Annotated in this window: 23 protein-coding genes and 1 pseudogene; 10 read left to right on the forward strand and 14 right to left on the reverse strand. The window is 44.8% G+C overall.

Annotation, left to right across the window (positions count from 1 at the left end; genetic code table 11):
• Window positions 1-818 (forward strand): annotated as a pseudogene (locus tag RH96_RS11265) (S-(hydroxymethyl)glutathione dehydrogenase/class III alcohol dehydrogenase); the annotation flags it as partial.
• A 517-nt stretch (window positions 819-1,335) separates the two neighbouring features.
• Here RH96_RS11265 and RH96_RS11270 read toward each other — a convergent pair.
• The 3 genes from RH96_RS11270 to RH96_RS11280 form a co-directional block, all read right to left on the reverse strand.
• Window positions 1,336-2,034 (reverse strand): haloacid dehalogenase type II, encoded by a 699-nt coding sequence (locus RH96_RS11270; RefSeq protein WP_010201017.1) that lies wholly within the window; start codon window positions 2,032-2,034, stop codon window positions 1,336-1,338.
• A 43-nt stretch (window positions 2,035-2,077) separates the two neighbouring features.
• Complete coding sequence (locus RH96_RS11275; RefSeq protein WP_010201018.1) at window positions 2,078-2,731, reverse strand: DsbA family oxidoreductase; 654 nt, start codon at window positions 2,729-2,731, stop codon at window positions 2,078-2,080.
• Window positions 2,732-3,054: 323 nt separating this feature from the next.
• Complete coding sequence (locus RH96_RS11280; protein ID WP_010201019.1) at window positions 3,055-3,609, reverse strand: carboxymuconolactone decarboxylase family protein; 555 nt, start codon at window positions 3,607-3,609, stop codon at window positions 3,055-3,057.
• Between the two features lie 585 nt (window positions 3,610-4,194).
• Between RH96_RS11280 and RH96_RS11285 the strand changes: the two genes are divergently transcribed.
• The 6 genes from RH96_RS11285 to RH96_RS11310 all read left to right on the forward strand — a co-directional run bounded on the left by RH96_RS11285 (window position 4,195) and on the right by RH96_RS11310 (window position 11,010).
• Window positions 4,195-4,866, forward strand: a complete 672-nt coding sequence (locus RH96_RS11285) for a 2Fe-2S iron-sulfur cluster-binding protein (protein WP_010201020.1) — start codon at window positions 4,195-4,197, stop codon at window positions 4,864-4,866.
• The gene (locus RH96_RS11290; protein ID WP_010201021.1) at window positions 4,863-5,855 is read left to right on the forward strand and encodes an FAD binding domain-containing protein; all 993 of its coding nucleotides are present in this window, start codon (window positions 4,863-4,865) and stop codon (window positions 5,853-5,855) included. Before RH96_RS11285 ends, RH96_RS11290 begins: the two co-directional genes overlap by 4 nt.
• A gap of 2 nt (window positions 5,856-5,857) precedes the next feature.
• Window positions 5,858-8,296, forward strand: coding sequence for a xanthine dehydrogenase family protein molybdopterin-binding subunit (locus tag RH96_RS11295; RefSeq protein WP_010201023.1), 2,439 nt, complete (start codon window positions 5,858-5,860; stop codon window positions 8,294-8,296).
• A gap of 94 nt (window positions 8,297-8,390) precedes the next feature.
• Entirely contained in the window at window positions 8,391-9,698 is a 1,308-nt protein-coding gene (locus RH96_RS11300) for an XdhC family protein (protein ID WP_010201024.1), read from the forward strand.
• Window positions 9,695-10,399 (forward strand): nucleotidyltransferase family protein, encoded by a 705-nt coding sequence (locus tag RH96_RS11305; RefSeq protein WP_010201025.1) that lies wholly within the window; start codon window positions 9,695-9,697, stop codon window positions 10,397-10,399. The genes RH96_RS11300 and RH96_RS11305 overlap by 4 nt, the downstream gene beginning before the upstream one ends.
• A 32-nt stretch (window positions 10,400-10,431) precedes the next feature.
• Window positions 10,432-11,010, forward strand: coding sequence for a GNAT family N-acetyltransferase (locus tag RH96_RS11310; RefSeq protein WP_010201026.1), 579 nt, complete (start codon window positions 10,432-10,434; stop codon window positions 11,008-11,010).
• A gap of 30 nt (window positions 11,011-11,040) precedes the next feature.
• Here the strand turns inward: RH96_RS11310 and RH96_RS11315 are convergent, their stop codons facing one another.
• From RH96_RS11315 to hutU, 11 genes are all read right to left on the reverse strand, one after another.
• Window positions 11,041-11,721: a class I SAM-dependent methyltransferase gene (locus tag RH96_RS11315; protein WP_010201027.1), complete on the reverse strand. Its 681-nt coding sequence runs from the start codon at window positions 11,719-11,721 to the stop codon at window positions 11,041-11,043.
• Between the two features lie 385 nt (window positions 11,722-12,106).
• Window positions 12,107-12,721 carry a hypothetical protein gene (locus RH96_RS11320; protein WP_010201030.1) on the reverse strand — a complete coding sequence of 205 codons (615 nt, stop codon included), beginning with the start codon at window positions 12,719-12,721 and terminating at the stop codon, window positions 12,107-12,109.
• 140 nt (window positions 12,722-12,861) lie between these two features.
• Entirely contained in the window at window positions 12,862-13,485 is a 624-nt protein-coding gene (locus RH96_RS11325; protein ID WP_010201032.1) for a hypothetical protein, read from the reverse strand.
• Window positions 13,486-13,609: 124 nt separating this feature from the next.
• Window positions 13,610-14,359 (reverse strand): PhnD/SsuA/transferrin family substrate-binding protein, encoded by a 750-nt coding sequence (locus RH96_RS11330; protein ID WP_010201033.1) that lies wholly within the window; start codon window positions 14,357-14,359, stop codon window positions 13,610-13,612.
• A gap of 3 nt (window positions 14,360-14,362) precedes the next feature.
• Window positions 14,363-14,857, reverse strand: coding sequence for a PAS domain-containing protein (locus RH96_RS11335; protein WP_010201035.1), 495 nt, complete (start codon window positions 14,855-14,857; stop codon window positions 14,363-14,365).
• A 188-nt stretch (window positions 14,858-15,045) separates the two neighbouring features.
• A complete protein-coding gene (locus RH96_RS11340) occupies window positions 15,046-15,408 on the reverse strand; it encodes a roadblock/LC7 domain-containing protein (RefSeq protein WP_010201036.1) in 363 nt (120 codons plus the stop codon).
• An 801-nt stretch (window positions 15,409-16,209) separates the two neighbouring features.
• On the reverse strand, window positions 16,210-17,535 hold the full coding sequence (gene hutI / locus RH96_RS11345; protein ID WP_010201042.1) for an imidazolonepropionase: 1,326 nt from the start codon (window positions 17,533-17,535) through the stop codon (window positions 16,210-16,212).
• A gap of 62 nt (window positions 17,536-17,597) precedes the next feature.
• Window positions 17,598-18,668, reverse strand: coding sequence for a formimidoylglutamase (hutG, locus tag RH96_RS11350; protein ID WP_010201044.1), 1,071 nt, complete (start codon window positions 18,666-18,668; stop codon window positions 17,598-17,600).
• Between the two features lie 23 nt (window positions 18,669-18,691).
• Window positions 18,692-20,254 carry a histidine ammonia-lyase gene (gene hutH, locus RH96_RS11355; RefSeq protein ID WP_010201045.1) on the reverse strand — a complete coding sequence of 521 codons (1,563 nt, stop codon included), beginning with the start codon at window positions 20,252-20,254 and terminating at the stop codon, window positions 18,692-18,694.
• A gap of 119 nt (window positions 20,255-20,373) precedes the next feature.
• A complete protein-coding gene (locus tag RH96_RS11360; RefSeq protein ID WP_010201047.1) occupies window positions 20,374-21,738 on the reverse strand; it encodes a YjiH family protein in 1,365 nt (454 codons plus the stop codon).
• Window positions 21,739-21,770: 32 nt separating this feature from the next.
• Window positions 21,771-23,489 carry a urocanate hydratase gene (gene hutU, locus RH96_RS11365; protein ID WP_010201049.1) on the reverse strand — a complete coding sequence of 573 codons (1,719 nt, stop codon included), beginning with the start codon at window positions 23,487-23,489 and terminating at the stop codon, window positions 21,771-21,773.
• 312 nt (window positions 23,490-23,801) lie between these two features.
• Between hutU and RH96_RS11370 the strand changes: the two genes are divergently transcribed.
• The 3 genes from RH96_RS11370 to RH96_RS11380 form a co-directional block, all read left to right on the forward strand.
• Complete coding sequence (locus RH96_RS11370; protein ID WP_010201051.1) at window positions 23,802-24,527, forward strand: UTRA domain-containing protein; 726 nt, start codon at window positions 23,802-23,804, stop codon at window positions 24,525-24,527.
• Between the two features lie 95 nt (window positions 24,528-24,622).
• Window positions 24,623-24,925 carry an IS630 transposase-related protein gene (locus RH96_RS11375; RefSeq protein WP_010195977.1) on the forward strand — a complete coding sequence of 101 codons (303 nt, stop codon included), beginning with the start codon at window positions 24,623-24,625 and terminating at the stop codon, window positions 24,923-24,925.
• A 46-nt stretch (window positions 24,926-24,971) separates the two neighbouring features.
• A partial coding sequence (locus tag RH96_RS11380; RefSeq protein ID WP_010200372.1) for a transposase occupies window positions 24,972-25,321 on the forward strand: 350 nt, incomplete at its 3' end.

A 25,321-nucleotide genomic window follows, 5' to 3' on the forward strand; every position in this document is an offset into this window, starting at 1 on the left:
TGCCTTTCGGGTAAAACCAACCTATGACTCAGCAGTGCGCGAGACTCAAGGTAAAGGTCTTATGCCAGACGGCACAACGCGTTTTATAAAGATGGTCAGCCAATTTACCATTATATGGGTTGCTCAACTTTTTCTGAATATACGGTCTTGCCAGAGATTTCATTGGCTAAAGTCAATAAAGAAGCGCCATTAGAAGAAGTTTGCTTGTTTGGCTGTGGCGTCACCACTGGTATGGGCGCGGTCATGAACACTGCAAAAGTCGAAGAAGGTGCTACGGTCGCTATCTTTGGCATGGGCGGTATTGGTCTGTCAGCAGTGATTGGTGCTGCGATGGCAAAAGCCAGCCGTATCATTGCGGTTGATATCAACGAGAGCAAATTTGAGCTGGCCAAAAACTGGGCGCAACTGACTGCATTAATCCAAAAGATTATGACAAACCAATTCAGGAAGTCATCGTCGAGCTAACCGATGGCGGCGTTGATTATTCGTTTGAACGTATCGGTAACGTCGATGTGATGCGTTCCGCGCTAGAGTGCTGCCATAAAGGCTGGGGCGAGTCGGTTATTATCGGCGTGGCTGGTGCAGGTAAAGAAATTTCAACCCGTCCGTTCCAGTTAGTGACTGGTCGAGTCTGGAAAGGTTCAGCATTTGGCGGCGTGAAAGGTCGTACGGAATTGCCAGGTTATGTTGAGCGCTATCTAGCGGGCGAAATCCCACTACAAGACTTCATTACCCATACCATGCCATTAGAAGACATCAACGAAGCGTTTGACTTGATGCATAAAGGCGAGAGTATTCGTACGGTTATTCATTTTTAGAAGTTAATCTTGAAATATAGTCAAAATATTCCAAAAACGCTACGATACTGCTGATATCAGTTTTTTGTAGCCTCTGTCTGCAAAGGCACAGCAAGCAAGAAAAATTGATATCAGTAGTGCGTGATGTATCGATATTACTTTTCACTGACTATATTAGGGCGTGTTGAACATTCACAAATAGGCACTGCTGATTGCGAAAACTGTTCTAGACAAGGCGTAAAACGACGGTAATGCTCATGCCTTAACTAGGTTTACAACGCAGCATAGGGCAGTTTTCGCATTAGCTCGAAGAGACAGGTCTATTTTTTGCCATTTCATGGTTAAAAATAGACGCTTAGAATGACTAAACTTACTGTTTTAACGTCGAACTGTCTAAAAAATAGTCTCTGTCAGTGCCATGGTCGAATGTTCAACACGCCCTAGTTTTAAAGTGAATATCGTGTCATAGCATTCATAAAAATGCCGCTTCTATTAGTAGAAGCGGCATTTTTTGTTTTATTGCTAAAAATCAGAAGGGTTATTTGCTCTGATTATTAAGAATAATCTGATCGGTAAGCGTACCTAAATCGGATGCTATAAAATCAGGTGTGGGAACATTCGACGCTGATAGCAACGCATTATAAGGTCGCGTGAGAAACGCAGCGTGGCAGCCAGCCGCTTGCGCGCCGATGGTATCCCAAAGGTGACAGGCGACCAAACACAACTCTGACACTTCAACGGACAACTCTTTGGCTACCATCTGATAGGTTTCAGGTGCAGGCTTGAACTTGCCAACAGTCTCAACGCTGAAATGCTGCTCAAAAAACTGACTTAGTCCTGCTTTTTCTAATGGTGTTGGAGATGGACTGCTCGCTGAGTTGGTCAACGTCACCAGTCGAAACCCTGCTTCAGTTAGCTTGGTTAACGCTGGCACCGCATCAGGGTGGGCTGGCATGTTGCTCATACGCTCTTTTAACTCATCGATATCGCTTTTTGTTAGCGTGAAACTATGAATATCAGCCGTCATCTGTAAGGCAGCGACGCCAAGTTCGCCAAAGGGTGTATAGAGACCGGATAAGGTCATGGTTTGAGAATAAAGCACCAATTGGGCAAACCATTCTCTCAGTATTTTTTCATTATCAAATAAGCGAGAAAATAAAGGCGCGAGGGTATCAATATCGAGTAGCGTCTCATTGACGTCAAATACGATAATCGAAAGTGAATGCTCAGAAGACATAAGAGATTCCTTTATTAAGAGTCAATGTAAGAGCTAATAAAAACTAGTCTGGCATGTCAGCCAACTGCTGCAAGATACTCGTGAAGTTCTCCACCCCTTGAGCACCGCTAACCAAATGACGCTCATTGAATATCACCGCAGGTACGCTTTGAATACCTTGCTGCTGCCAATGTTGCTCAGCGGCACGTACTTCTTTAGCAAAACGTTGGTCTTCCAGTACTGCTAGCGCCTCGCTACGATCGAGTCCAGTCTCCGACGCAATATCGGCGAGTACGGAATGATCAGAGATGTTTCTGCCATTGGTAAAGTGGGCGGTGAACAATGCTTGCTTTAACTCATGCATGCGACCTTGCTGATGCGCCCAATGTAAAAGCTGGTGCAAGTTAAAGGTGTTGTGCATGCGCATGTCATCACTAAAGTTGAACTCAAAACCAACTTCACTACCAGCTTCCGTCATTCTTGCTCGGCTAGCGTCAGACTCTTGCTTGGTTGAGCCATACTTTTCGGCAATATGCTCCCGAAAATTTTGACCTTCGCTTGGCATATTAGGGTTTAGCTCGAACGGATGCCAATGAATTTCGTACTCGGTATTGGTTTGCTTGAGTGCTTCAGCCAACTGTCTATAACCAACGACGCACCAAGGACAAACGACATCTGATACGATATCTATGCGTAGGGGCTTCTCGATATTTTTCATATGACCTCTCGTTATTTACAAGTTTGTTATTCATGATTTTGGTATTTATGATGGTAATTATAGTCAGTGAAAAGTAATATCGATACATCACGCACTACTGATATCAATTTTTCTTGCTTGCTGTGCCTTTGCAGACAGAGGCGACAAAAAATTGATATCAGCAATACCGTAGCGTTTTTAGGATACTTTGACTATAACTACCGTCTTATTCAATAAGATTTTAACTCAAAAAACTGCTGCTCGATTGTTTTCGAACAGCAGTCTCTCTTACAGCAGTATAAAAACACCAGAGGGGTCATTACAACCCCAAATTGGTGGTTTCGTTAGTCTGCTTTGTGCCATTCAAATTTCTGGAATGGCTTGTCGATTGGCGTGTTGGCAAGATGGTTGGTGTAGTTACTCATCACCTTTTGCGCCGCAGCAAGAATCACTTCTAGGATTTGGCGTTTGGTAAAGCCAGCATCCAAGAATGCTTGTACAGCAGCATCATCTACGTTACCGCGACCACGGATTACAGAGAGTGTAAAGTTACGTAGCGCTTCTAATTTCTCAGTCGGTAGTGTAGTTTCATTACGCAATGCTTCGGTAATAGCATCATCCACTTTCATGCTTTTGGCGATACCAGTATGTGCAGGTACGCAATAATGACAAGCATGTTCGACGTTGATGGTTTGCCAGACAACGGTGACTTCTTCGTCATCGAAACTGCTGTCCAAAAACAACTGATGTAGACGTTGATAGCCTTCAAGCAATCCAGGCGCTTCAGCCATCACAGCATGCAAGTTTGGAACCATGCCAAATGCTTTGATAGAAACGTCTAGTAAGTCTTTGCTCTCTGCTGGTGCGCTTTCTTTGTCGTGTAATGTAAATTCGGTCATACAAAATCCTTAAAATAAATAGTTGTTAGGTTGTTTTTAAAGTGTTGTAGCTTAGATTTCTTAGATTAGATACCTGAAATCAGATCTCTTAAAAAGGATAAGTCAATTTGAGTGAATACTCAATTTAACATGTCAATCTTCTCTAAGTGAATCAACTGCAACCACTATAAACAAATTTGAGTGATTGCTCAACAATGAATTGTGAAGATATATAGCCAATTTGTAACGGCCACCAAAAATATGACTCATAAAAGGATAATGACTATATTGAAGGTTTTACCGAACACATTTAAAACTTGTTTGATTGTCTACTGACGAATGTAGAAGACTGGCTACTGACGAATGTAGAAGACTGGCCAATGGAAAAAAGAGTCATTATTATAAATAAGATACCCGTTAGCAGCATCACTCACGTCTCGACACTCTCTATGATTAAAAACTACCTATGATTAAAAACTACACTGTAATAACTACAAAGTAAAAACAAAACAACTTTTTTCATACGTCATAATAAATTTATTAACGCTCTTGTTTTGAAGCGTATTTCACCATTCCATCATGTTCATCTGCCAGCGAGAAGCCAGCATGTCTACTTTGACCTTAACAATCAATAAACAGGATTATCAGCTCGATAATCTTGACGCCCGTACGACACTGCTCGACGTCTGTCGTCAGCACTTACGAATCACCGGACCCAAAAAAGGCTGTGACCATGGTCAATGCGGGGCTTGTACGATGCTCATTAATGGACGACGGGTTAATTCTTGTCTGACACTTGCCGTCATGCATGATGGTGATGAAATCACAACGATTGAAGGCATTGGGATGCCAGATTCATTATCAGCATTGCAACAAGCCTTTAAAGACAATGACGCCTTTCAGTGCGGATATTGCACCCCCGGTCAGATTTGCTCAGCGACCGCATTAATAGAAGAGATAAAGCAAAATTGGCCAAGTCATGTGAGCACAGACTTGCAACATCCTGACGGTCTCCTTGTACAAGAAATCGCTGAGCGCATGAGCGGCAATATATGCCGCTGTTCTGCTTATCCCAATATTATTAAAGCCATCTCGCAAGTGCTGGAGAGTCAATTATCAGAGTCTAGTACTCAAATAACTGACAATACTGCGCAAAATCCAAGCGTAACAGGTATCTGGTCACCACCGCCTAGCGAGGCGCAACTTGGTAAAGCCTCCGCAAATAATAAGATGGTAAATGATCAGACAGCAACTGGTACGATAGGAGGTCGCTTATGAAACGCTTTGAATACAGCCGTGCTGATGCACCACAGCAAGCCGCGACATCTGCGAGTGCCAAAGATGCTGCCTTTATTGCAGGCGGTACCAACTTATTAGATTTGATGAAGTTAGAGATTGAGACACCCATCAAACTGGTCGATATCACTCGTCTAGAGCTAGAACAAGTTGAAACCACCGCGGATGGTGGCTTACGTATTGGCACGCTTGTGACCAATAGTGACTTGGCAGCACATCCTGACGTTATTGCAAATTATCCTGTATTGTCCCGAGCGATTTTGGCAGGTGCGACAGGTCAGCTACGTAATAAAGCGACGACTGGTGGCAATTTCTTACAGCGTACTCGTTGTTATTATTTTTATCAAACAGACAGTGCTTGCAACAAACGTGAACCGGGGACTGGTTGTCCTGCTATCAATGGTGAAAACCGTACGCTGGCTATTTTAGGTACGAGCGATGCCTGTATTGCTCAGCATCCATCTGACATGGCAGTAGCGATGCGATTGCTGGATGCCACTATCGAAACAGTTAAGGCGGATGGCTCGACTCGCGCTATCGATGTAAAAGATTTTTATTGCCTGCCAAAAGATACGCCGCATATCGAAAATGTATTGGAAGCAGGCGAGCTAATCACTCACGTTGTATTACCTGCACCTATCAAGGGTATACATACTTATGACAAAGTGCGAGATCGCGCCTCTTATGCATTTGCACTCGTATCCTGTGCAGCAGTGATAGATGCTGATGATAACGGCAATCTGAAAACGGTACGATTGGCATTTGGTGGCATCGGTACTGAGCCATGGCGTAACGAAGAAGTTGAGGCACTGTTAACGGGTACCGATGGTAATAGCGATGTTATCGCGCAAGCCGCCGATCTGTTATTGCATGATGCCAAAGGTAATGGTCAAAACGACTTTAAGATACCGTTGACGCGTCGCCTACTAAAACAAGTCATTCAGCGCGCACTAGCGGGCAAGGGAGCATAATCATGTCATTATTTGAATCAATTACTCAGTCAGAACCGACCAAAAAAATGACCATGGATGAGCCTGTCGAGTCTCTGTTTAGCAAAACGGCGAGCAAACTGGTCGGTAAGCCAATCAACCGTGTTGATGGCTCGTTAAAGGTTAGCGGTCAAGCGCATTATAGTGCGGAAATCCACTTAGATAATAAAGCCTACGGTGTTTTGGTCGGTGCGACCATTGCCAAAGGTCAAGTCGAGAACATTGATAGCAGTTCTTTAGACGGCATTCCTAATATTATCAAGGTTGTCACAGACCCTAAGCACTTTTTACGCAACTCTCAGCAAGGTGGGTTAAAAAAAGCGCCGAAGCAGGGAGCAACTGAGATTTTTTATCATGGTCAACCTATCGCTGTGGTAATCGCTGAAACCTTTGAAGCAGCAACAGAAGGGGCAAATGCGCTTAAAGTTACTTATAAAGATGAGACTGACCAAGCGGCATTGAATTTTACTAAAGAGCTGTCTAACGCCCATGCAGTCGATGAAAAAAAAGGCTCTGACAAAAACTATGTCCAAGGCGATCCAGAACAAGGACTTACTGACTCTGATGTGACGCTCGATCGCTTTTACCATACGCCAAGTCAAAACAGCTCTGCCATGGAGCCACATGTGACATTGGCGCATTGGGAGGAAGACAAGCTCATTCTTTATACTGCCAACCAAATGCTCGCGTCTTGTAAGCAGCAAGTCATGGACGCCTTAAACTTAAACAAAGACCAAGTTCAGCTAATCGCGCATTATGTCGGTGGCGGGTTCGGTAGTAAGCTAGGTATCGCCCCTGAATCTATTGCCGCTGCGATCGCTTCAAAAGAGCTTGGTCGTCCAGTATTGATTACCATGACGCGTCCACAAGTGATGGAAGCGACAGTCAGACGCTCAAACACTCGTCAGCGCATTGCGATTGGCTGCGACAAGGACGGCGTTATCGATACGTTGATTCACGATACTATTTCTAGCAATTTGCCAGACGAAGCATTCTTTGAACCAACGGCTTTGTCTACCCATTACTTATATCGCGGTAAAAACCGCCGTGTAAACTATGAAATGGTAGACATGAACCAAGTGCTATCAGGCTCGATGCGGGCGCCTGGTGAGGCAGTTGGCATGATTGCCGTTGAATGTGCAATGGATGAATTGGCTTCACAATTAGACATTGATCCTATCGAGCTGCGTCGCCGTAATGAGCCTGAAAAAGATCCTAGTAAAGACATTCCGTTTTCGTCACGGCAGCTGATTGCTTGTATGGAGCAAGGTGCTGAACAGTTCGGTTGGAGTCAGCGCAACGCAAAGCCTGCCAGTCAATTAGAAGGTGACTGGTGGATAGGAACGGGCATGGCTGCGGCAGCACGTGGGAACCAATTACAGCCTTCTGAAGCGCGCGCAACCCTGCAAATCGATAAGTCAAAAGCACTCGGTGTCAAAGCAGTCATTGAGACAGACATGACCGATATCGGTACAGGGTCTTATACTGTGTTTTCTCAGGTAGCGGCAGATTTACTAGGACTACCTATTGACCATATCGAGATGAAATTAGGTGATAGTGCCTTACCACCTGCATCAGGTTCAGGTGGTAGTTGGGGCGCTGCGAGTGCAGGTAGTGGTGTCTATCTCGCTTGTGAACAGCTGCGTGAGATGTTAGCAGAAAAAGTGGGTCTATACCCTGATACGATTCAGCTAGATAATGGTCAAATTAAGCAAGTAGGCAAGCACGATCTAACTGCTATAGAGGCAGTCAAAGAGAGTAGCCAAGCATTTGCTGATAATACTATTGATAAGCTATCAGCAACCACAGGAATTTCATTATCAGAGCACGTATTAGAAGAGCAGTCAGAGTCAGAAAAATATGATTTTGAGAATGCAGAGTCTTATGCGCTTGCAGATGTAGTCGCTGGATATGATGAGCAAAAGGTCAGTGCCAAAGGACAGATAAAGCCAGGTACAAATGGTAAAAATTATCGTCAGTCCTCTTTTGGTGCAAACTTCGCTGAAGTAGCCGTTCATAAAGTCACGGGCGAGATTCGAGTGAAACGTATGACAGGTGCATTTGCTGCAGGTCGTATTCTTAATCATAAAACAGCAACGTCGCAATGCTATGGCGGCATGGTATTCGGTATTGGTTCAGCGTTGATGGAAGAGGTCATCCACGATAAACGTGATGGTCGCCTATGTAATCATGACCTCGCTGAGTACCATGTGCCAGTTAATGCAGATGTCCCGCAGTTGGATGTGATATTGGTCGAAGAGGATGACCCTTATACCAACCCAATGCACATTAAAGGTATCGGTGAGACCGCTATTGCAGGTGCTGCCGCAGCGATTGCTAATGCTGTCTACAATGCCGTTGGTGTACGTGTCTATGATTTTCCGATTACGCTCGACAAGCTGCTTTACGAGATGCCAGAGTAATTTTTGTAAGCTATGTGTATGACAGGAACCCGCTTAATGAGCGGGTTTTTACAACTCAATCAGCAGTATCGTCAAGTAGTAAATAAGAGGTGTTATGAATCAAATCACTGACATTCTTAAGCTGGCACGTGAAGCTCAGCAACAGGGCGTTGATGCTGTATTGGCAACGGTCGTACGTACCGAGGGCTCAGCGTATCGCCGTGCTGGCGCGATGATGCTTATCTGTGAGGATAGTCGCTCAGTTGGGATGATTAGTGGAGGCTGCTTGGAACCGCATATTATCAAACGTGCCTTTTGGCTTACTCGTGACGGTGCCAATGTGCAAATCTATCAGACGGGTGATGACATTGAATATGCTGATGATGGCCAAGTGCAAACAGGCGCTAAAGTAACTAAGTCTGATATATATGACGAGCCAGATAGCGATTTAGATGATGCGGACTTTGATGAATTAAATTTTGGATTGGGCTGTAATGGGCGAGTGCATGTATTATTTGAGCGACTAACGATAGCAAAGCCATTGTTAGAGACAATCTATAATGTTCGACGTACTCAGCAGCCAATTACTGTAGCGACTTTAATTCGTGCTAACGACTATCAGCATCAAGACTCTATATCGCAAAACGGTGATAATTTGCGAACTGGGATGAGGATTAATTTAGATGAATATCGCAGTTTGGGAAGTGTTTCTGCACAAGGGAAAACAGCGTTTTCAAGCATACTTACCAATACTGTAGAAGAGTTAGCAAAATATAAGCTGTCTGATAAAAATGCCGAATATGTGATAGTGGAAAACGGTGAGGCAACAACAGAGTGGCTCGTGCAACGATTGCAACCACAAGTGCGTTTATTGATTTGCGGGGCGGGTAACGATGTGATGCCACTGGTGACCATGGCCAAGCTACAGGACTGGCATGTGACAGTCATCGACAGTCGCGCGCAATATGCGACGCGCATGCGTTTTCCTCAAGCGGATGTTGTAATGTCGCTACATCTAGATGACAGCGAGACTTTGCTTAAGCTAAGCAATAATGCAGCAGTTGCTTTGATGTCACACAGTCTAACCCAAGACCGCGCTCGTTTGGCTATATTGCTAGCGCATGCACAAAATTACAGATATTTAGGACAGTTGGGGCCGCGCTATCGTACTGAACGGTTAATTGATGAAATTAGCATGAACCTTAGCAATCCCACTATTTTAGAGGCTGGTATCCATAAGTTGTATTATCCGATTGGCTACAAGCTTGGTGGAGATGGCCCTGAGGCGCTCGCGCTCGGTATCATGGCAGAGATAAATGCGGTCATGCACAATCAAACTGCACCAGTAGAATTTTCAAAGAATCACTGCTCAGATATAGCAGAGACGAGTAGTGATGCTGATATTGTGCTGAGTGTCGTATGAACAGCCGGACTTCTATAGAAGACACTGAACGTCAGACGCAAAACCATGCAGTCATCATCTTGGCAAGTGGACTCAGTCAGCGTCTCGGTCAACCCAAACAGCTGCTCGTTAAGCATGGCGAGCCGTTAATTACTTACATGGCCCGACTGGCACTTAGCACCAACCCACAGATCATCGTTGTCGTTATTCCTGATAATCGTCGTTTGATTGTCAGTGCGATTACGGATCTAGCTGATCAACACCCATCGGTTCAAATAGTGGTGAATTCACAACCTGACACAGGTATGGCGCATAGTTTAAGTTTGGGTATTGAGACCATCGCTAGTTTTGAAAATCCGTCAATCAATCGAGTGCTCATCATGGGAGTGGATCAAGTGTTACTAGATGAGCCACATTTAACGGCTTTGCTAGCGGGCAAGCAGACGGTAGTGGCCAGTCACTATCACAGCTGGCAATCTTTAGAAAAACACCAAAGTCTGCATAAAGGTGCATCTGATATCATAGGTCTACCTTTAGCAATTAACTATAAACTGCTTAGACAGTGGCAGTCAGAATTGATAGGCGATAAAGGGCTTCGTAACCTAATCAGAGGATTGCCCACTGATCAAATAGGGAGGGTCGATAATGATCAACTTAGCTATGACATTGATACGCCTGAGCAGCTAGCATATGCAAAACAGCAAGGCTGGCTTGATGAGTAATCTCACTCATATAATTTATTTTAAACAACGAAATGCGAGAGAATCAAATCATACATACGATAGAAACTGAACGCCTCTACCTCAGACAGTGGCAAGCAAGCGACTTTGCGACCTTTGCTGAAATGAACGCTGATCCAGAAGTGATGGAATACTTTCCTAAGTTATTGACCCCTAAAGTAAGCAATATCATCGCCAATAAGTGCCATCAGCTTATTGCAGATAATGGCTGGGGGCTTTGGGCAGTTAGCCTAAAAGTTGATGAAGAAAATAGCGGTGGCTTTATCGGGTTTGTTGGATTAAACGATACGCATGCGAATATGTCGTTTGCCCCTGCGGTTGAGATTGCATGGCGATTACATAGTGACTATTGGGGACAAGGGTACGCTACTGAAGCTGCCCGTGCGTCTTTGAATTTTGCCTTTACTGAGCTGGGGCTTGAGGAAGTGGTTTCATTTACGGCGGTCATTAACAAGCGCTCGCAACTGATCATGCAGCGCATTAGTATGACGGATACGCAAGACAATTTCTATCATCCTGCGCTCAAGTCTACTCACCCGCTTGCTGAGCATGTGTTGTACAAGATATCTCGTCAGCAGTGGGAAAATATATAGAAAACTTACTATAAAATGACTCTGTATTGTTTATTCGTTTTGACCAGTCTCAATCCGCGAAAACGTTAGAATATGCCCTTTAAATGGCAAGTCTAGATAAGTAGTATTCTCAGGTTTAACATGTTGACTACTAAAGCCAAACTCAGTCATTTTATTGGTCAGCTTATTTTTGCGACCGCGCCCAGGATCGACCACGATGACCTCGCAGGTTGGCATAGCATGACGGTCAATGAACTCGGCCAGTATATCGATGTGCTGATCTTCGTAGAGCAAGTCGCTGCCGATAATCATATCAAACTTGCCAAGATGGCTATTGTCTTCTGCCCAGTCTAAACGCTCAAAATTGATCTCTTTGTTATTATTCAGCGTGGTATTCCTATCAAGGAAATACTCAACTGTTGGATGATAATCGGTCGCTGTGATGTCAGCATGTCTGTGATTGAGTAGCAGACTAGAGAGCGCCATACCGCAGCCAACTTCCAAAATACGTTTGCCTGCAATATCGTAATCGAGCATGTGATTGGCCAGTACCAAGCTTGACGGCCATATCACCCCAAACATCGGCCAAGAAGCCGAGCAAATGCCCAAATTCAACGCTTCATCGTCAGGGTCGCTAAATTGTTGGTTGTCGCGCAGGGTGCAAATATGGATATCGGTGTTGCCAATTTCAATCGTTTGATAACGCACGCGCACAGTGGTCAGCGAAGTCATAAACTGTCCTAAAAATAAGCAAGAATGCAAAGTTTGGCAGAGGTTGCCACTTTCAGTAAGGTAGGACATTGGACGAGGTGATTTAAATCTTGGAGGCTTTATATTTTGTAGAAGCTAGGGTTTTATGGAAACTTAAACAGCGGTAAGAAAATATCTTACATGCGTGAGAGGAGTATGACCTAAACGTTGACAAGTTGTTGTTAATTCTGAGGGTATTCTTATTACTGTGTGAAATTGACTAGAATTAGAAAGCCGTAGAAAAATGAATGGCATGAGAAGAGTTGGTGTAAGAGACGGCAGTGCGCTTAATTTGATATAAGCGCACTGAGTATTATTTTAGTGTGAAAGATCGATGTTGAGCAGTATATCGATTGGTTCAACTGAATTAATTAAGAAATCTTAGTCCAGAGGTTTTTAGTGCCCATACCAGCTCTACAAAGGCGCGGCTATTGGTCAAAGGTTCGCCATCGATGATGAGAACGTAGCCAGCATTATCTATCCATAAAAACACAAAGCTGGTCTCAGGAATGAGCAAGTCAACTTGCTGAAAAAACGAGATGGCTTGGCTTTCTACTGCCCAGCCTCTTTGCTTTTGGCGGAGCATAAAGCCTGAAAAATCAGCGGCTGCGACACTGAGCATGTCCGCTTCTTCTTGACTGTAGCCAATCCGAGCCAGACAAAACCCTTCATCGGAGCCGATTGCTGCACGGCGTTTACCAGATAAGCTCGCCACAACATACGGCAAAAACTGATCTAATGGTAAGTTAGGTGCTGGTAAAAACAAAGATAACTTTTCAATCCAGCCATGTTCTATAAAACTCTGTAGCCACGTGTCAGAATAACGCTGAAGCCAATCAGCAGCGAGCAGTGTTTGTCCATAAGACAACAAGTCTTGTAATGCCAACTGCTCATCAGTTGGTTCATTTTGTGAAAACGCTTCAAAAATACCAGCGGGTGTTAAGGTTAGATAGGTTTTATCAGCATTTAAATAAGAAGACATAGTAACTACCATTATGATGAAAGTGATTAATAAGTGACAAATTAGGCTTTCATGTCGTTGAATTCAAATAATTTCGATACAAGGAAACTGAGCGCAAGTTATACATTAATATGCTTAGCGAGGATGACGATGTAGCGGATTTATATGGATTTGGCTATAGTTTGATCAAGGTGCTGTTGGCAATTATCCCAACGCGTATCGAACTGCCAATCACTTTTGCCCAAGCGAAACCATACTAAGGAAAATGCCAAACGATCATTGCGCGCGATACAGTGGGCAAAAAACTCATTTTCGATTTGCTCAATCGTGCCCCAATCTTTGTCATCACGCGCTTGCATCAGCTCCGTGGTGATGTCTTTAGCGATTTCTTTGGCATCATCGCTGCTGATACGCAGCCGTTGTTTTTGCTCATTTAGAGAAGGGGATATCAAAACGCTCCAGCGGGTCGCGAGCATACTATTGCGCTGAATATACCTTTTTTTATCAATACAATCGCGAAAGCCTTGCTGGACATGAGGATATAGACGATCTTTAATACGAGTAAATAGATTATTTACATCGTACGGAATATCAAACCAGCAGCCATAAAAAAAGTCGGCAACAGCGCCCTGTAGCGGTTCTTTTTCAGTGAGGAGTAATGCGGCATTGATGCGCTGCTCATGAAAGTGGCGGTTGTTGGGTGCCAAAAACACCTTGCGCGAATAAAACCGAAACACTCGGTGTGCGACTCTTTCATTTTCTTTGATCAGGTCTGAGTCAGACATAATAGTACCCTCTTATCATAGCCATTATCATGACGATCTTAGCTTCAGTGATAGCGGCGCGATGCAACAAGCTATGGCTTAATTCTGCAAAACAAAGCCCGATATCAATAAAGCTAATGAGCAATCAGTCAAGTAACGTCTGCATCAAATCAATCATAAATTCAGCATCTTCTTCACTCATTGCCTCAAACCCTTGAGGCATACCAAGTTCGGCCAAGGCTTTTTTACCATCGTCATCGTCATGCAAATTAAGAATCGCTTCTATAAAGATTTGCGTATCTGGAAAATCTTCTTTGATCAGGAGCACATGGCTGATATCTGCCAAATCACTTTCAATGAGGACGGATAGCTGAGTTTTGGTTAAGCGTGAGAAGCTGTGGAAGATCTCCGCTAAGAAAAATGCCACTTGAGCATCGCCTTTAATGACTTTTCGGGCGGCTGCTTGGTAGGTCTCAGTCACATCCCAGTTGAGATCGGATTCTTCTATATCGACGGCCTCTAGCAAACGTAAGCCAATCAGCTTTACGTCACGGTTGTCTGCCATCGCGACAGTAGCACCCGCATGGATATCTTCTAAGCGGTCGATATCGCTATTGGCTGCTGCCGCAATGACCATTTCATCAGACTTACCGATAGGGCGCGCAACGGCTCGATAGCCTTGCTCACGGATGAGGGTGGCTGCATCAAAAGGATTGGCATAGATAATTTGAATATCACCGGCATGGATCAATGCTTCTTGTTCAACATGTGATGCAGGTATATTGAGGTGCATATTTAGGTTGGCACGCTTTTGAATCAGCGTATTGAACATGTGCCAGCCTGCAAAGCGCTCAGGCGAAAAATCAGGGGCGATTAACATATTGTGTGTCGTCATGATTTAGCCTTCCTCATCTTGTTTCATTTGGGCATACTGAGCCATTGCCGCTTCGATTTTACTGCGTGATGGCTTACGGCGTACCGAGGTGTAGCCTACGGTTTCGCCGCGACGAACATTGGGCACGACAGTGGCATAGACCCAATAATGACTGCCGTCTTTGCATAAATTTTTGACATAACCATGCCATTTTTGTCCAGACTCAGCGGTATCCCATAGGTCTTTATAAGCGGCTTTTGGCATATCAGGATGACGCAAGATATAGTGCTGCTGGCCAATTAGCTCATCCACATGATAGCCACTGATCTCGACGAAGGCATCGTTGACGTGAGTAATAATACCGTCTAAATCGGTGCGCGAGACAATCAGTTTGCCATCCGGATAGGGACGTTCTATACCAGTATCATAGACAGTTCGCGACGTGCCATCATGATAGGTCAGGATGATTTGCTCAGCAGGCATATCGGGCTTATGTGCGTCAGGGATTGGAGAACCCATGGTCATCTCCTTCATTGGTCGTTATGTAGTCAATCCTCTATAAATTGGATACGGTGTCAGCCTTGCTTAGTCTACTACTTGTAGTACTTTCACTCGGCTTCCTTGTATCCAAATTATATTTAACCGACTATGTTTATAATAATTAAAAGCGAACAAATATGGTGCTTATCAAAAGCTAAAGCTACGTATCAAATGAGTTTTGCAAGGGCTTCTGAGGCGCGCTTAATATCCAAGAATATCAAGCCAAGCTTGGCATTAGGTTTTGCCATGATGGTGAGTACTGCTTCATCGCCTGACGATGTCATAATTACATAGCCTTTTTCGCCTTGAATCATGATTCGATCGATACTACCACGTGCCAATTCGCGTCCTGCACGGTCGCCTAATGATAGTAATGCCGCTGACATAGCACCAACACGGTCTTCATCAACGCCGGTTGGTAGAGCTGAAGCAATCATCAGACCATCATTAGAGATTAGGGCAGATGCTTCAACATCTGCTGATGAGCTGTTTAAGTCTTCCAATATCTGTTGAAATGAATCTGTACGCATATCGCTTTCTCTGTACTGGTTATTGGTTTTTTATTTATGAACTATAGTTAGCCAAAAATATCCTTGTTTTAAGAAAGGCATTATAATTCCTTACTAATAATATTGATATAGGAACCTCCTATTTAAATTGGAAATATTGAGGTTTTTTTCATTAATCTTTGACTAATAATCCTTTAATTCATAGTTTTTATGAGAAATCTGATAGAGAACAATTGCTTAGCCTAGGTTTTTGATAAAGTTGCTTAAGATGAAATTAGGGCGTGTTGAACATTCGACCATGGCACTGACATAGACTATTTTTTAGACAGTTCGACGTTAAAAACAGTAAGTTTAGTCATTCTAAGCGTCTACTTTTAACCATGAAATGGCAAAAAATAATCCTGTCTCTTCGAGCTGATGCGAAAACTGTCCTATACTGCGTTGTAAACCTAGTTAAGGCATGAGCATTACCGTCGTTTTACGCCTTGTCTAGAACAGTTTTCGCAATCAGCAGTGCCTATTTGTGAATGTTCAACACGCCCTAGTTATATTATTAAAATTTATCTCAGGTTAGATTTATAGTCAGCGAACTACTAAACCGCTACGGTGTTACCCTCCCTAGAAGTACGATATGTACAATCTGCGGTCGGCTACCTTGTAGCTGTTTTAGATTTCTTTGACTATAGTCTTTCTACTCGCTTTCTTTTCTACTCAAATTTTTGAAATTAGCATAGGATAAGGACTTGTTGATTCTTATGAATAGTAAAGCCCCAATCATTGAATGACTGGGGCTTTTTTAGTGTGAGTATTTAGATAAGTTCGCTATACCGTCTCACGCCACTTGCCTTGAATCATAATGCCGTTAATAGGGTTTAGTCCCATCTGATAAGCCAAATCCGCAGGGCGGGCGATATCCCATAAGACCAAATCTGCATCACAGCCAATCTCTATTTTGCCTTTATTAGACAGTCCCAGCGCTTGTGCTGCATAAACGGTTGAGCCTGCCAGTACTTCTTCAGTCGTTAAGTAAAACAGCGTACAGCCCATGTTCATCGCAAGCAATAATGAGGTAAGCGGTGAGGTGCCAGGATTGCAGTCGGTTGAAATTGCGATAGGTACTTGGTGTCTACGTAATGCCTCAATCGGTGGCAATTTGGTATCCCGCAGGGTATAAAATGCACCGGGCAATAGAACTGCAACCGTATCACTGGCCGCCATTTTTTTGATGTCGTCTTCTGATAAATGCTCTAAATGGTCGCTTGATAGCCCTTTATATTCGGCAACCAAGGCACTGCCACCTATGTCAGATAATTGCTCAGAGTGCAGTTTGACTGGTAGGTTTAATGAGCGTGCCACCTCAAAAACGCGTCTGATTTGATCGCTACTAAAGGCAATGTTTTCACAAAAGCCATCGACCGCATCGACTAAGCCTTCTGAATGCAAGATGGGTAGCCACTCGCAGACTTGCTCGATGTATTCGTCTGTGCGGTCCTGCATGTGAGACTTGTATTCAGGTGGTAGGGCATGTGCTGCTAGATAAGTAGTGCTCACATGAATATCGTATTTCTCTCCCAGTTGGCGAGCGACCGTGAGCATTTTGCGTTCCGTGTCTAAGTCTAAGCCATAACCAGACTTGATTTCGATGCTGGTGACGCCCTCTTTCATGAGTGCTATTAAGCGTTTTTCACTTTGTGCAAATAACGACTCAATACTAGCGGCGCGGGTGGCACTAACCGTCGCAACGATACCGCCGCCTTGTGCAGCAATGTCTTGATAACTGTCACCTTGCAATCGCGCTTCGAACTCATTGCTGCGGTTGCCACCATAGACGATATGCGTATGGCAATCGATAAGCCCCGGGGTGATCCATTTACCATTTATATCTGTTATTTGAGCATCTTGATAATTAGGCAGATGAGCAGTGATTTGATCCTGTGCACCAATCCAAGCGATTTTGCCGTTTTTAATACCGATAGCCGCGTTCTCTAACTGGCCGTATGGGACGCTATCAGCATCTTCGTTTTCATACATATCAAAACCATAATGCGCAGAAAACGTCGCAATGTTGGCATTGATAATAAGGTGATCAAACGATGTCATAATAGATGCATCGATTGTCTTATTCTTAGAATTCTCTGATTCATTCATAATATGCTCCTAATTATTGGGAGGCGAGTGACGTGTGTTTGTAAGATCTTGGTGTGTAAGACCTAAGCGACAAGTAAATGCTGTTCTATAATAGTGGCCAGCAATCGACCAGCGACCTTGCAGCTACGCCCATCAATATCAAAGGCAGGATTAATCTCGGCAATGTCTACCATTTTTACCTTGCCCGATACCATGATAGTTTTTACCATGCGCTCAACGAAACCCAGCTCAATACCATAAGCAGCTGGGGCACTCACACCGGGCACAACACTGGCAGAGAAGCAGTCCATATCGATAGTCAGATACATGATATCGACCTTATCGATAAAGCTTTTGACCTGCTCAGCAAGCGTGTCCCAAGGCTGATAATGACAGTCTTCATCACTGATAACATGCACACCCAATTGCTCAGCGCGATCGAAAAGCGCCGCCGTGTTAGAGAACCGACTGACGCCAATACAGCAATAATGAAAGGGCTGACCATGTGCATCAAGGTGCTCGGCAATTTGGCGAAACGGTGTCCCAGAGGTCGCTACATCAGACTGACGAATATCAAGGTGGGCATCAAAATTAATAATTCCGATAGTAGGTGCTGTATGTGTGCTGATAGTTGTATCGTTTTGACTTTCTAAAGCCTGCCATAACCCTAAAAAGCTGCCGTAAGCGATGGCATGATCACCGCCCAATCCGATAGGCAAACCGCCTTGCTTGACGATAGCGCTCACTTCCTCAGCATATTTAATCTGAGCTTGTTCAAGAGTATTCGTGGCAAAGTCATCATCGTCGTGACAATAGATATCGCCAGCATCACCTAGCAATGTTGCCAGTTGATTATCATAGCGTGTTTGCAATGGCGCAATCACTGGCAGCGCCGCAAACGCTCGGCGAATCAGCGGCGGGGCAGCTCGTGCACCCACGCGGCCTTGATTGCGCCTAACCCCTTGATCGCACGCAAAGCCAATTAGCCCAATACGCTGGCCGATACTATCAAACGAGTAAGGCTGAGCGAGCTGATACCAGTAGCGGGCGCGGGCAGTTTCAAATGGCTCGGCGCGCCCTGTCCATTGGGTCATATCAGCAGGGGTGTGGCCAATGTGAGTGGTAGTCGTTGCTGTTGTTCTCGCTATTGTCATCGCTGTTCTCCGCCCATTAATATTTATTTAGACTCGTACCAATCGCTGCGTAGTGACTGCCAATGTTCGGCAAGCGTACCGTCTAATACCAACTGCTTAGCTGCTTCGATATCAGGGGCTAGATAGCGATCTTTGTCATAGAAAGTCACTTGCTCACGTAGTTTCTGATGTGCCACTGTTAAAGGCTCTGAGGTGTCTAATCCGCGATGAAAATCAATCCCTTGACCGGCAGCCAATAGCTCAATACCGATAATGGTGGCAGTATTCTGTGCCATCTCATATAGGCGACGCGCGCAATAGGTGGCCATTGACACATGATCTTCTTGGTTGGCTGAGGTTGGGATGCTATCGACGCTACCAGGATGGGCGATAGATTTATTTTCTGATGCCAGCGCGGCTGCGGTCACATGGGCGATCATAAAACCTGAGTTTACTCCAGCGTTATCAACCAAGAATGGCGGTAAGCCACCTGACAGTGTCGCATCGATCAGCAAGGCCACACGGCGCTCAGACATAGATCCAATCTCGGCGATTGCCAAGGCTAAAATATCAGCGGCAAAAGCGACTGGCTCAGCATGGAAGTTACCACCTGAAATAGCGACTGGGCCATCTTCATTATTAAAAATAAGTGGGTTGTCGGTCACAGCATTGGATTCGATTAGTAGCGTTTTCCCTGCTTGGTTGATGATATCAAGACAGGCACCCATAACCTGTGGTTGGCAGCGCAGGCAGTAAGGGTCTTGCACTCTATCGTCTTGCTCACCATCATGTGAGGCACGAATGGCACTGCCTTTGATTAATTGACGATGTGCTTTGGCGATTTCAATTTGACCATGATGCCCACGTACTTCGTGAATACGCGCATCAAATGGTGAGTCCGATCCTTTGGCCGCATCAATTGACAGGGAGCCAACGATAGTCGCTGTCTCCAGCAAGTCACGCGCTAAGAAATAACCCCGTAATGCCAATGCGGTTGAGACTTGCGTGCCGTTGATAAGTGCGAGGCCTTCTTTGGCTGCTAGGGTAATTGGCTCAAGTCCATGCTGTGCTAGCGCGTCTGCTGCAGGCACTTTTTCGCCAGCTACAAACACATCGCCTTCACCCATCATTGCAAGCGTCATGTGTGATAAAGGCGCTAAATCACCAGAGGCACCAACAGAGCCTTTTGCCGGAATGTTTGGCGTGATTTGATTATTGATTAAGGCAAGTAAGCTGTCCACTACCTCGCGGCGTACGCCTGATACCCCTTGCGCTAGGCTGGCCACTTTCATCACCATAATCAGTCGCACCACGCCGTCTGGTAACGCTTCACCAGTACCTACTGAGTGAGAAACGATCAAGTTGCGCTGAAGTAGCTCAAGTTGGTCATCACTGATACGCGTCTTTGCTAATAGGCCAAAACCAGTATTGATACCATATGCGCTTTTGTCTCGGGCAATAATCGTACGCACATCTTCATGTGAGGCATCGATGGCCTTATAAGCACTCTCGGGCAGTGTCAATATGACAGGCTGCTCATAGATATCACGTAGCATCTTAAAGCTAAGCTGGCGAGGGTGTAGCGTTAATTTTTTGATATCGTTCATAGGGGTAATCCTAGTTGTATAGTCATAGGGGTTATATTATTTTTGATTCATGTCTTTGTTGAAATGACGTTTTTTAAATGTTTTTAGTTAACATAATACTTGTTATTAAATTTGTTTTTTTAGCCAATCCAGTTGAAGTACATGGCTAGATGTCCGAATGCGGCAGCCAATAAAATACTGAGTACCACACGCTCAAACCAGATGATGACCATTTTGCCGACAGATAATGGTATTTCAGTGGCAAGCACACAAGGAATCATGGCAGAGAAAAACAACACGCTGCTAATAGAGATGACCCCTGCAACATAGCGAGTCAGTATATCAGCCTCACTGAGGAGCAGTGCTGGCAAGAACATTTCAGCCAATCCCGCTGACATGCCTTTGGCAGCGACGAGCGGCTCAGGCAGACCACCAATCCATGTAAAGGGGTAGAGCAATAATCCCAACGCATCGAATACGGGCGTATATTTTGCTAATAGCAATCCTGTTAAGCCGACAGCGATGATAGATGGCACGATAGCAGCCGCCATCGTCAGACCATCACGAAAGTTAGACCATAATATTTGCTTGAGGTCAGTGGCATGGCGCGAAGTAGACAAACCCAAATCAAACGCAGCTGCTAGCCGTGTACCACCTTTATGGTCTAAAGCGGGACGTTCAACGCTATCATCAACAAGGCTAATGGGTGGAAGACGAGCAGTAATCGCAGTGACGATAAAGGTAATCACTAGCGTAGACCAAAAGAATAAATTCCAAAACTCCATCAGACCAAGCGTTTTGGCAACAATGACCATAAATGCTGCCGATACGGTCGAAAATCCAGTCGCAATGATAATGGCTTCGCGCGCTGAATATTGCTTTTGCAAGTAGACACGATTAGTAATGAGCAGCCCGATAGAGTAGCTACCAACAAAGGATGCGACGGCATCAATCGCTGATGAACCTGGGGTTTTCCAAATAGGTTTCATAATCGGCTGCATAAGTACACCAACCATTTCTAGTAAGCCAAAACCAACCAAGAATGCCAATATCAACGCTCCAATTGGCACAATCATACCAACGGGTAATGCCAATTTTTCAAACAGAAACGGCAGCATGTCCTTTTCCATCATAAAGGCAGGCGCTACGTCAGCCACATACATCACTGCCAATATAAGACCCATGATTTTAAAAGCAGTCATAATCATGTGAGTGATATTTTTGCGCCATGAGCCATCGATAAATGGCTTACTTACCCCATAGAGCATGAGTAAAAACAATAGCGTCACAGATAGGGTATGCTGCTGAGTGACCAGATAGGTCGCGCCATGATCGAACAAAATCGTGCTTTTTTCACCAATGGTAAATGGCACGAAGAACATCACCAAACCGATCGCACTGAATACGATAAGCTGTATTAAAGCGATAGGGGTTGATAGTAGTTTTTTTGACGATGTCGTCGCGTTTTCATCGTTCAGACTGGATGTCGTATTTTGCTCAATCATATTATCCTCCTTGATAAAATGTGCTTGACAGGCTACTTAATCATCGGCAGATTCAGACCATAATCTTTCGCTGTTTTGATCGCTAGCTCATAACCTGCATCGGCGTGACGCATAACCCCTGAGCCGCAATCATTGACCAGTACCCGCGCCAAGCGTTTGGCAGCAGCATCAGTACCGTCTGCGACGATGACCATGCCTGAGTGCTGCGAGTAGCCCATGCCAACGCCGCCGCCATGATGTAGTGATACCCAAGTCGCGCCGCCTGCTACGTTGAGCATACCATTCAATAATGCCCAGTCAGATACCGCATCTGAGCCGTCTTTCATGCTTTCCGTTTCGCGATTTGGACTAGCCACTGAGCCTGTGTCCAAGTGGTCGCGGCCGATGACGATAGGGCCTTTTAACTCGCCGTTTTTGACCATTTCATTGAATGCGAGCCCTGCTTTGTCACGCTCACCCAATCCTAACCAGCAGATACGGGCAGGCAAACCCTGAAACTGAATGCGCTCTTTTGCCATATCGAGCCAGCGATGGATATGAGTGTTTTCAGGGAACAGCTCTTTGATTTTTTGATCTGTCTTATAGATATCTTCTGGATCACCTGACAGCGCCACCCAGCGGAAGGGGCCTTTGCCTTGGCAGAACAGCGGACGAATATAAGCGGGGACAAAACCTGGGAAATTAAAGGCATCTTTAACGCCTTCATCAAAAGCCACCTGACGGATATTATTACCATAATCGGTCGTTGGAATGTCCATTGCCTGCAAGTCTAGCATCGCCTGTACGTGTACGGCACAAGACTGAGCGGCGGCTTTGGTTAATGCTGCATGTTGCTCTGAATCTTCTTGCGCGGCTTTCCATGCTTCCACTGTCCAGCCACTTGGCAGATAGCCATTGATCAAGTCATGCGCCGAGGTTTGATCGGTCACCAAGTCAGGCTTCATGCCACCATCGTGAGCACGCTTAACCATCTCAGGCAAGATATCTGCCGCATTACCAAGTAGGGCGATAGAGACAGCTTCACCCGCGTCGGTATGTTGTTTAATCAATTTATAAGCGTGGTCAACATCATCGGCTTGTTTGTCGACATAACCGGTACGCAAGCGGAAATCGATACTAGACTGCTGGCATTCGATGTTAAGAGATGTCGCACCTGCGAAAGTCGCTGCTAATGGCTGTGCGCCACCCATACCGCCAAGACCAGCGGTCAAAATCCAACGACCTGCCCAGCTACCATCATAATGCTGACGACCTGCTTCCACAAAAGTCTCATACGTACCTTGCACGATGCCTTGAGTGCCGATATAAATCCAGCTACCCGCGGTCATTTGGCCATACATCATTAAGTCTTTGCGATCTAGCTCGTTAAAGTGCTCCCACGTTGCCCAGCGCGGCACAAGGTTGGAATTGGCAATTAAGACCCGTGGTGCATTTTCATGTGTTTGAAACACGCCTACTGGTTTGCCAGACTGTACTAGCAACGTCTCGTCATCTTCTAATTCTTTTAGCGATTCTAAGATCTGATCATAGCTTTCCCAGTTGCGTGCTGCGCGTCCGATACCACCGTATACCACAAGGCTTTTTGGGTTTTCCGCCACATCAGGATGCAAGTTGTTTTGCAGCATACGATAAGGGGCTTCAGTCAGCCAGCTTTTGCAATGTAGGGTGCTGCCAGTAGGCGCAGCGATTTCGCGGCTTTCGTCACGGCGGGTCAGCTTAGTCTCTTTGTTGGTTTCATGGTCAGTCGTCATGATCATATCCTTGTGATAGCGAATAGGGCGATACAGTAATCAAAGTAAGTGTTTTACAGTCAGACTATAAACACAGCAAAATATCGAGTAGATAAAGCAGATTGTTTATGCTGCTGTAAAGTTGTATATACAAATTATCAAAGATACTTTTTTCATGCAAGAAGTTTTTATAAATAACTCAATTATTTTTGTGCGCATTTTGGTAGATAGGTAGGTGTCATGTGGTTTTGCTGACGTTCATGAGGGTATCTCGTGATATTATGACGCTATTCTCATTGGTGAAACTGACGGTTAAAGGCGAACATGACAAAAATGATTCCGGCGTATCAACGTATAAAAAACGCCATATTAGACAACATTCATTCTGGTAAATGGCAAGCGGGTAATGCGATTTCGACAGAAATGGCACTGGCAGCAGAGTTTGGTGTGTCGCGAATGACGGTCAACCGCGCGCTAAAAGAGCTGAGCGAAGAGCGGGTATTAGAGCGTCGGCAGGGGTCGGGAACGTTTGTCGCGCAGCAGCAGTTCAATCATACGTTTGTGGAAGTGCGTAATATTGCGCAGGATTTAAAATCTGCCAATCGCGATTATCAGGCACAAGTAGTGAGTAAGCGCACGCTAACTGCCGCTATGTTGGACGATGAATTACGGCGTAAATTTGGTATTGATAAGGATGATGACCGCATTGAACACGAAGTAGCTGTTTTATACGAGGTAAAAATCATTCACTTTGCAGATGGTCAGCCCATACAGTTCGAAGAGCGCTGGGTAGATGCGGCAAAAGTACCAGCGTTCATTGATCAAGATTTTAGTGTGGTCAATACCAGTGATTATTTGATTGCCAAAAGTCCACTAGAGCGCGGCAACTATACTATTCGAGCATTAGCGGCATTTGATGAAGTAGCAAGTGCACTACAAATTGCCCCGCAGTCACCGACGCTCGTATTGCGTCGCCAGACCTACTCGGCAGGCCAAGTCGTTACTTTTGTAAAAATGTGGCATGCTGGTGATCGCTATCAGTTTTCAGGTGAATTATAGCCAGCACCTTACGTATACTCACTGATTGTGTACGTTTTTTCTGTCTAAAGTGAGATACTATAGTAAAAGCAAAATAGAACAAGTACACTAATCAAATGGCATACTCAGAAGATTACAGACAAATGATACTAAGCAAGCTTGAGGAAGGTGATAGCTTTCGAGAACTTGCAGCAGAATATCAACTTAGCCCAGCGACTATACAACGTTGGAAGAAAAACCCTAAGCGCAAGCAACGTGTTTTTCGTCCCTTAAAAATTGACAACCAAAAACTGATAGAAGATGTGGCTACCTATCCTGACAGCTATCATCATGAGCGTGCTATCAGGCTTAGTTGTAGTCCAAGAGGCATTGGTATGGCCTTAAAAAGACTGGGTATTTCTCAAAAAAAAGACACTTAATCATCCAAAAGCAGATATCGAATTAAGGCGCGTATTCCTTGAGCAATTGCATCAATTTGAAGACCAAGATAGACCCGTCATCTACCTAGATGAGAGTGGCTTTAAGTCTCATGACAATAGACCTCACGGCTATTGCTACAAAGGTCAAAAGTGCTTTGGTGAATATAATTGGCAGTTAAAAAATCAGACCAATGCCATTGGTGCCATTCGTAACAACCAACTATTCGCGGTCGGGCTTTATGACTGTAGCATCGATAGCAATCTCTTTCACAGTTGGGTGACACAACTGTTAGTACCTGAACTACCCAAGAATAGTGTTATTGTCATGGACAATGCCACCTTCCACAAACGGCTTGATACCAAAGTACTTCTTGAAGAGGCAGGACATACTATTTT

This window comes from Psychrobacter sp. PAMC 21119 (assembly GCF_000247495.1).
Taxonomy (GTDB): domain Bacteria; phylum Pseudomonadota; class Gammaproteobacteria; order Pseudomonadales; family Moraxellaceae; genus Psychrobacter; species Psychrobacter glaciei.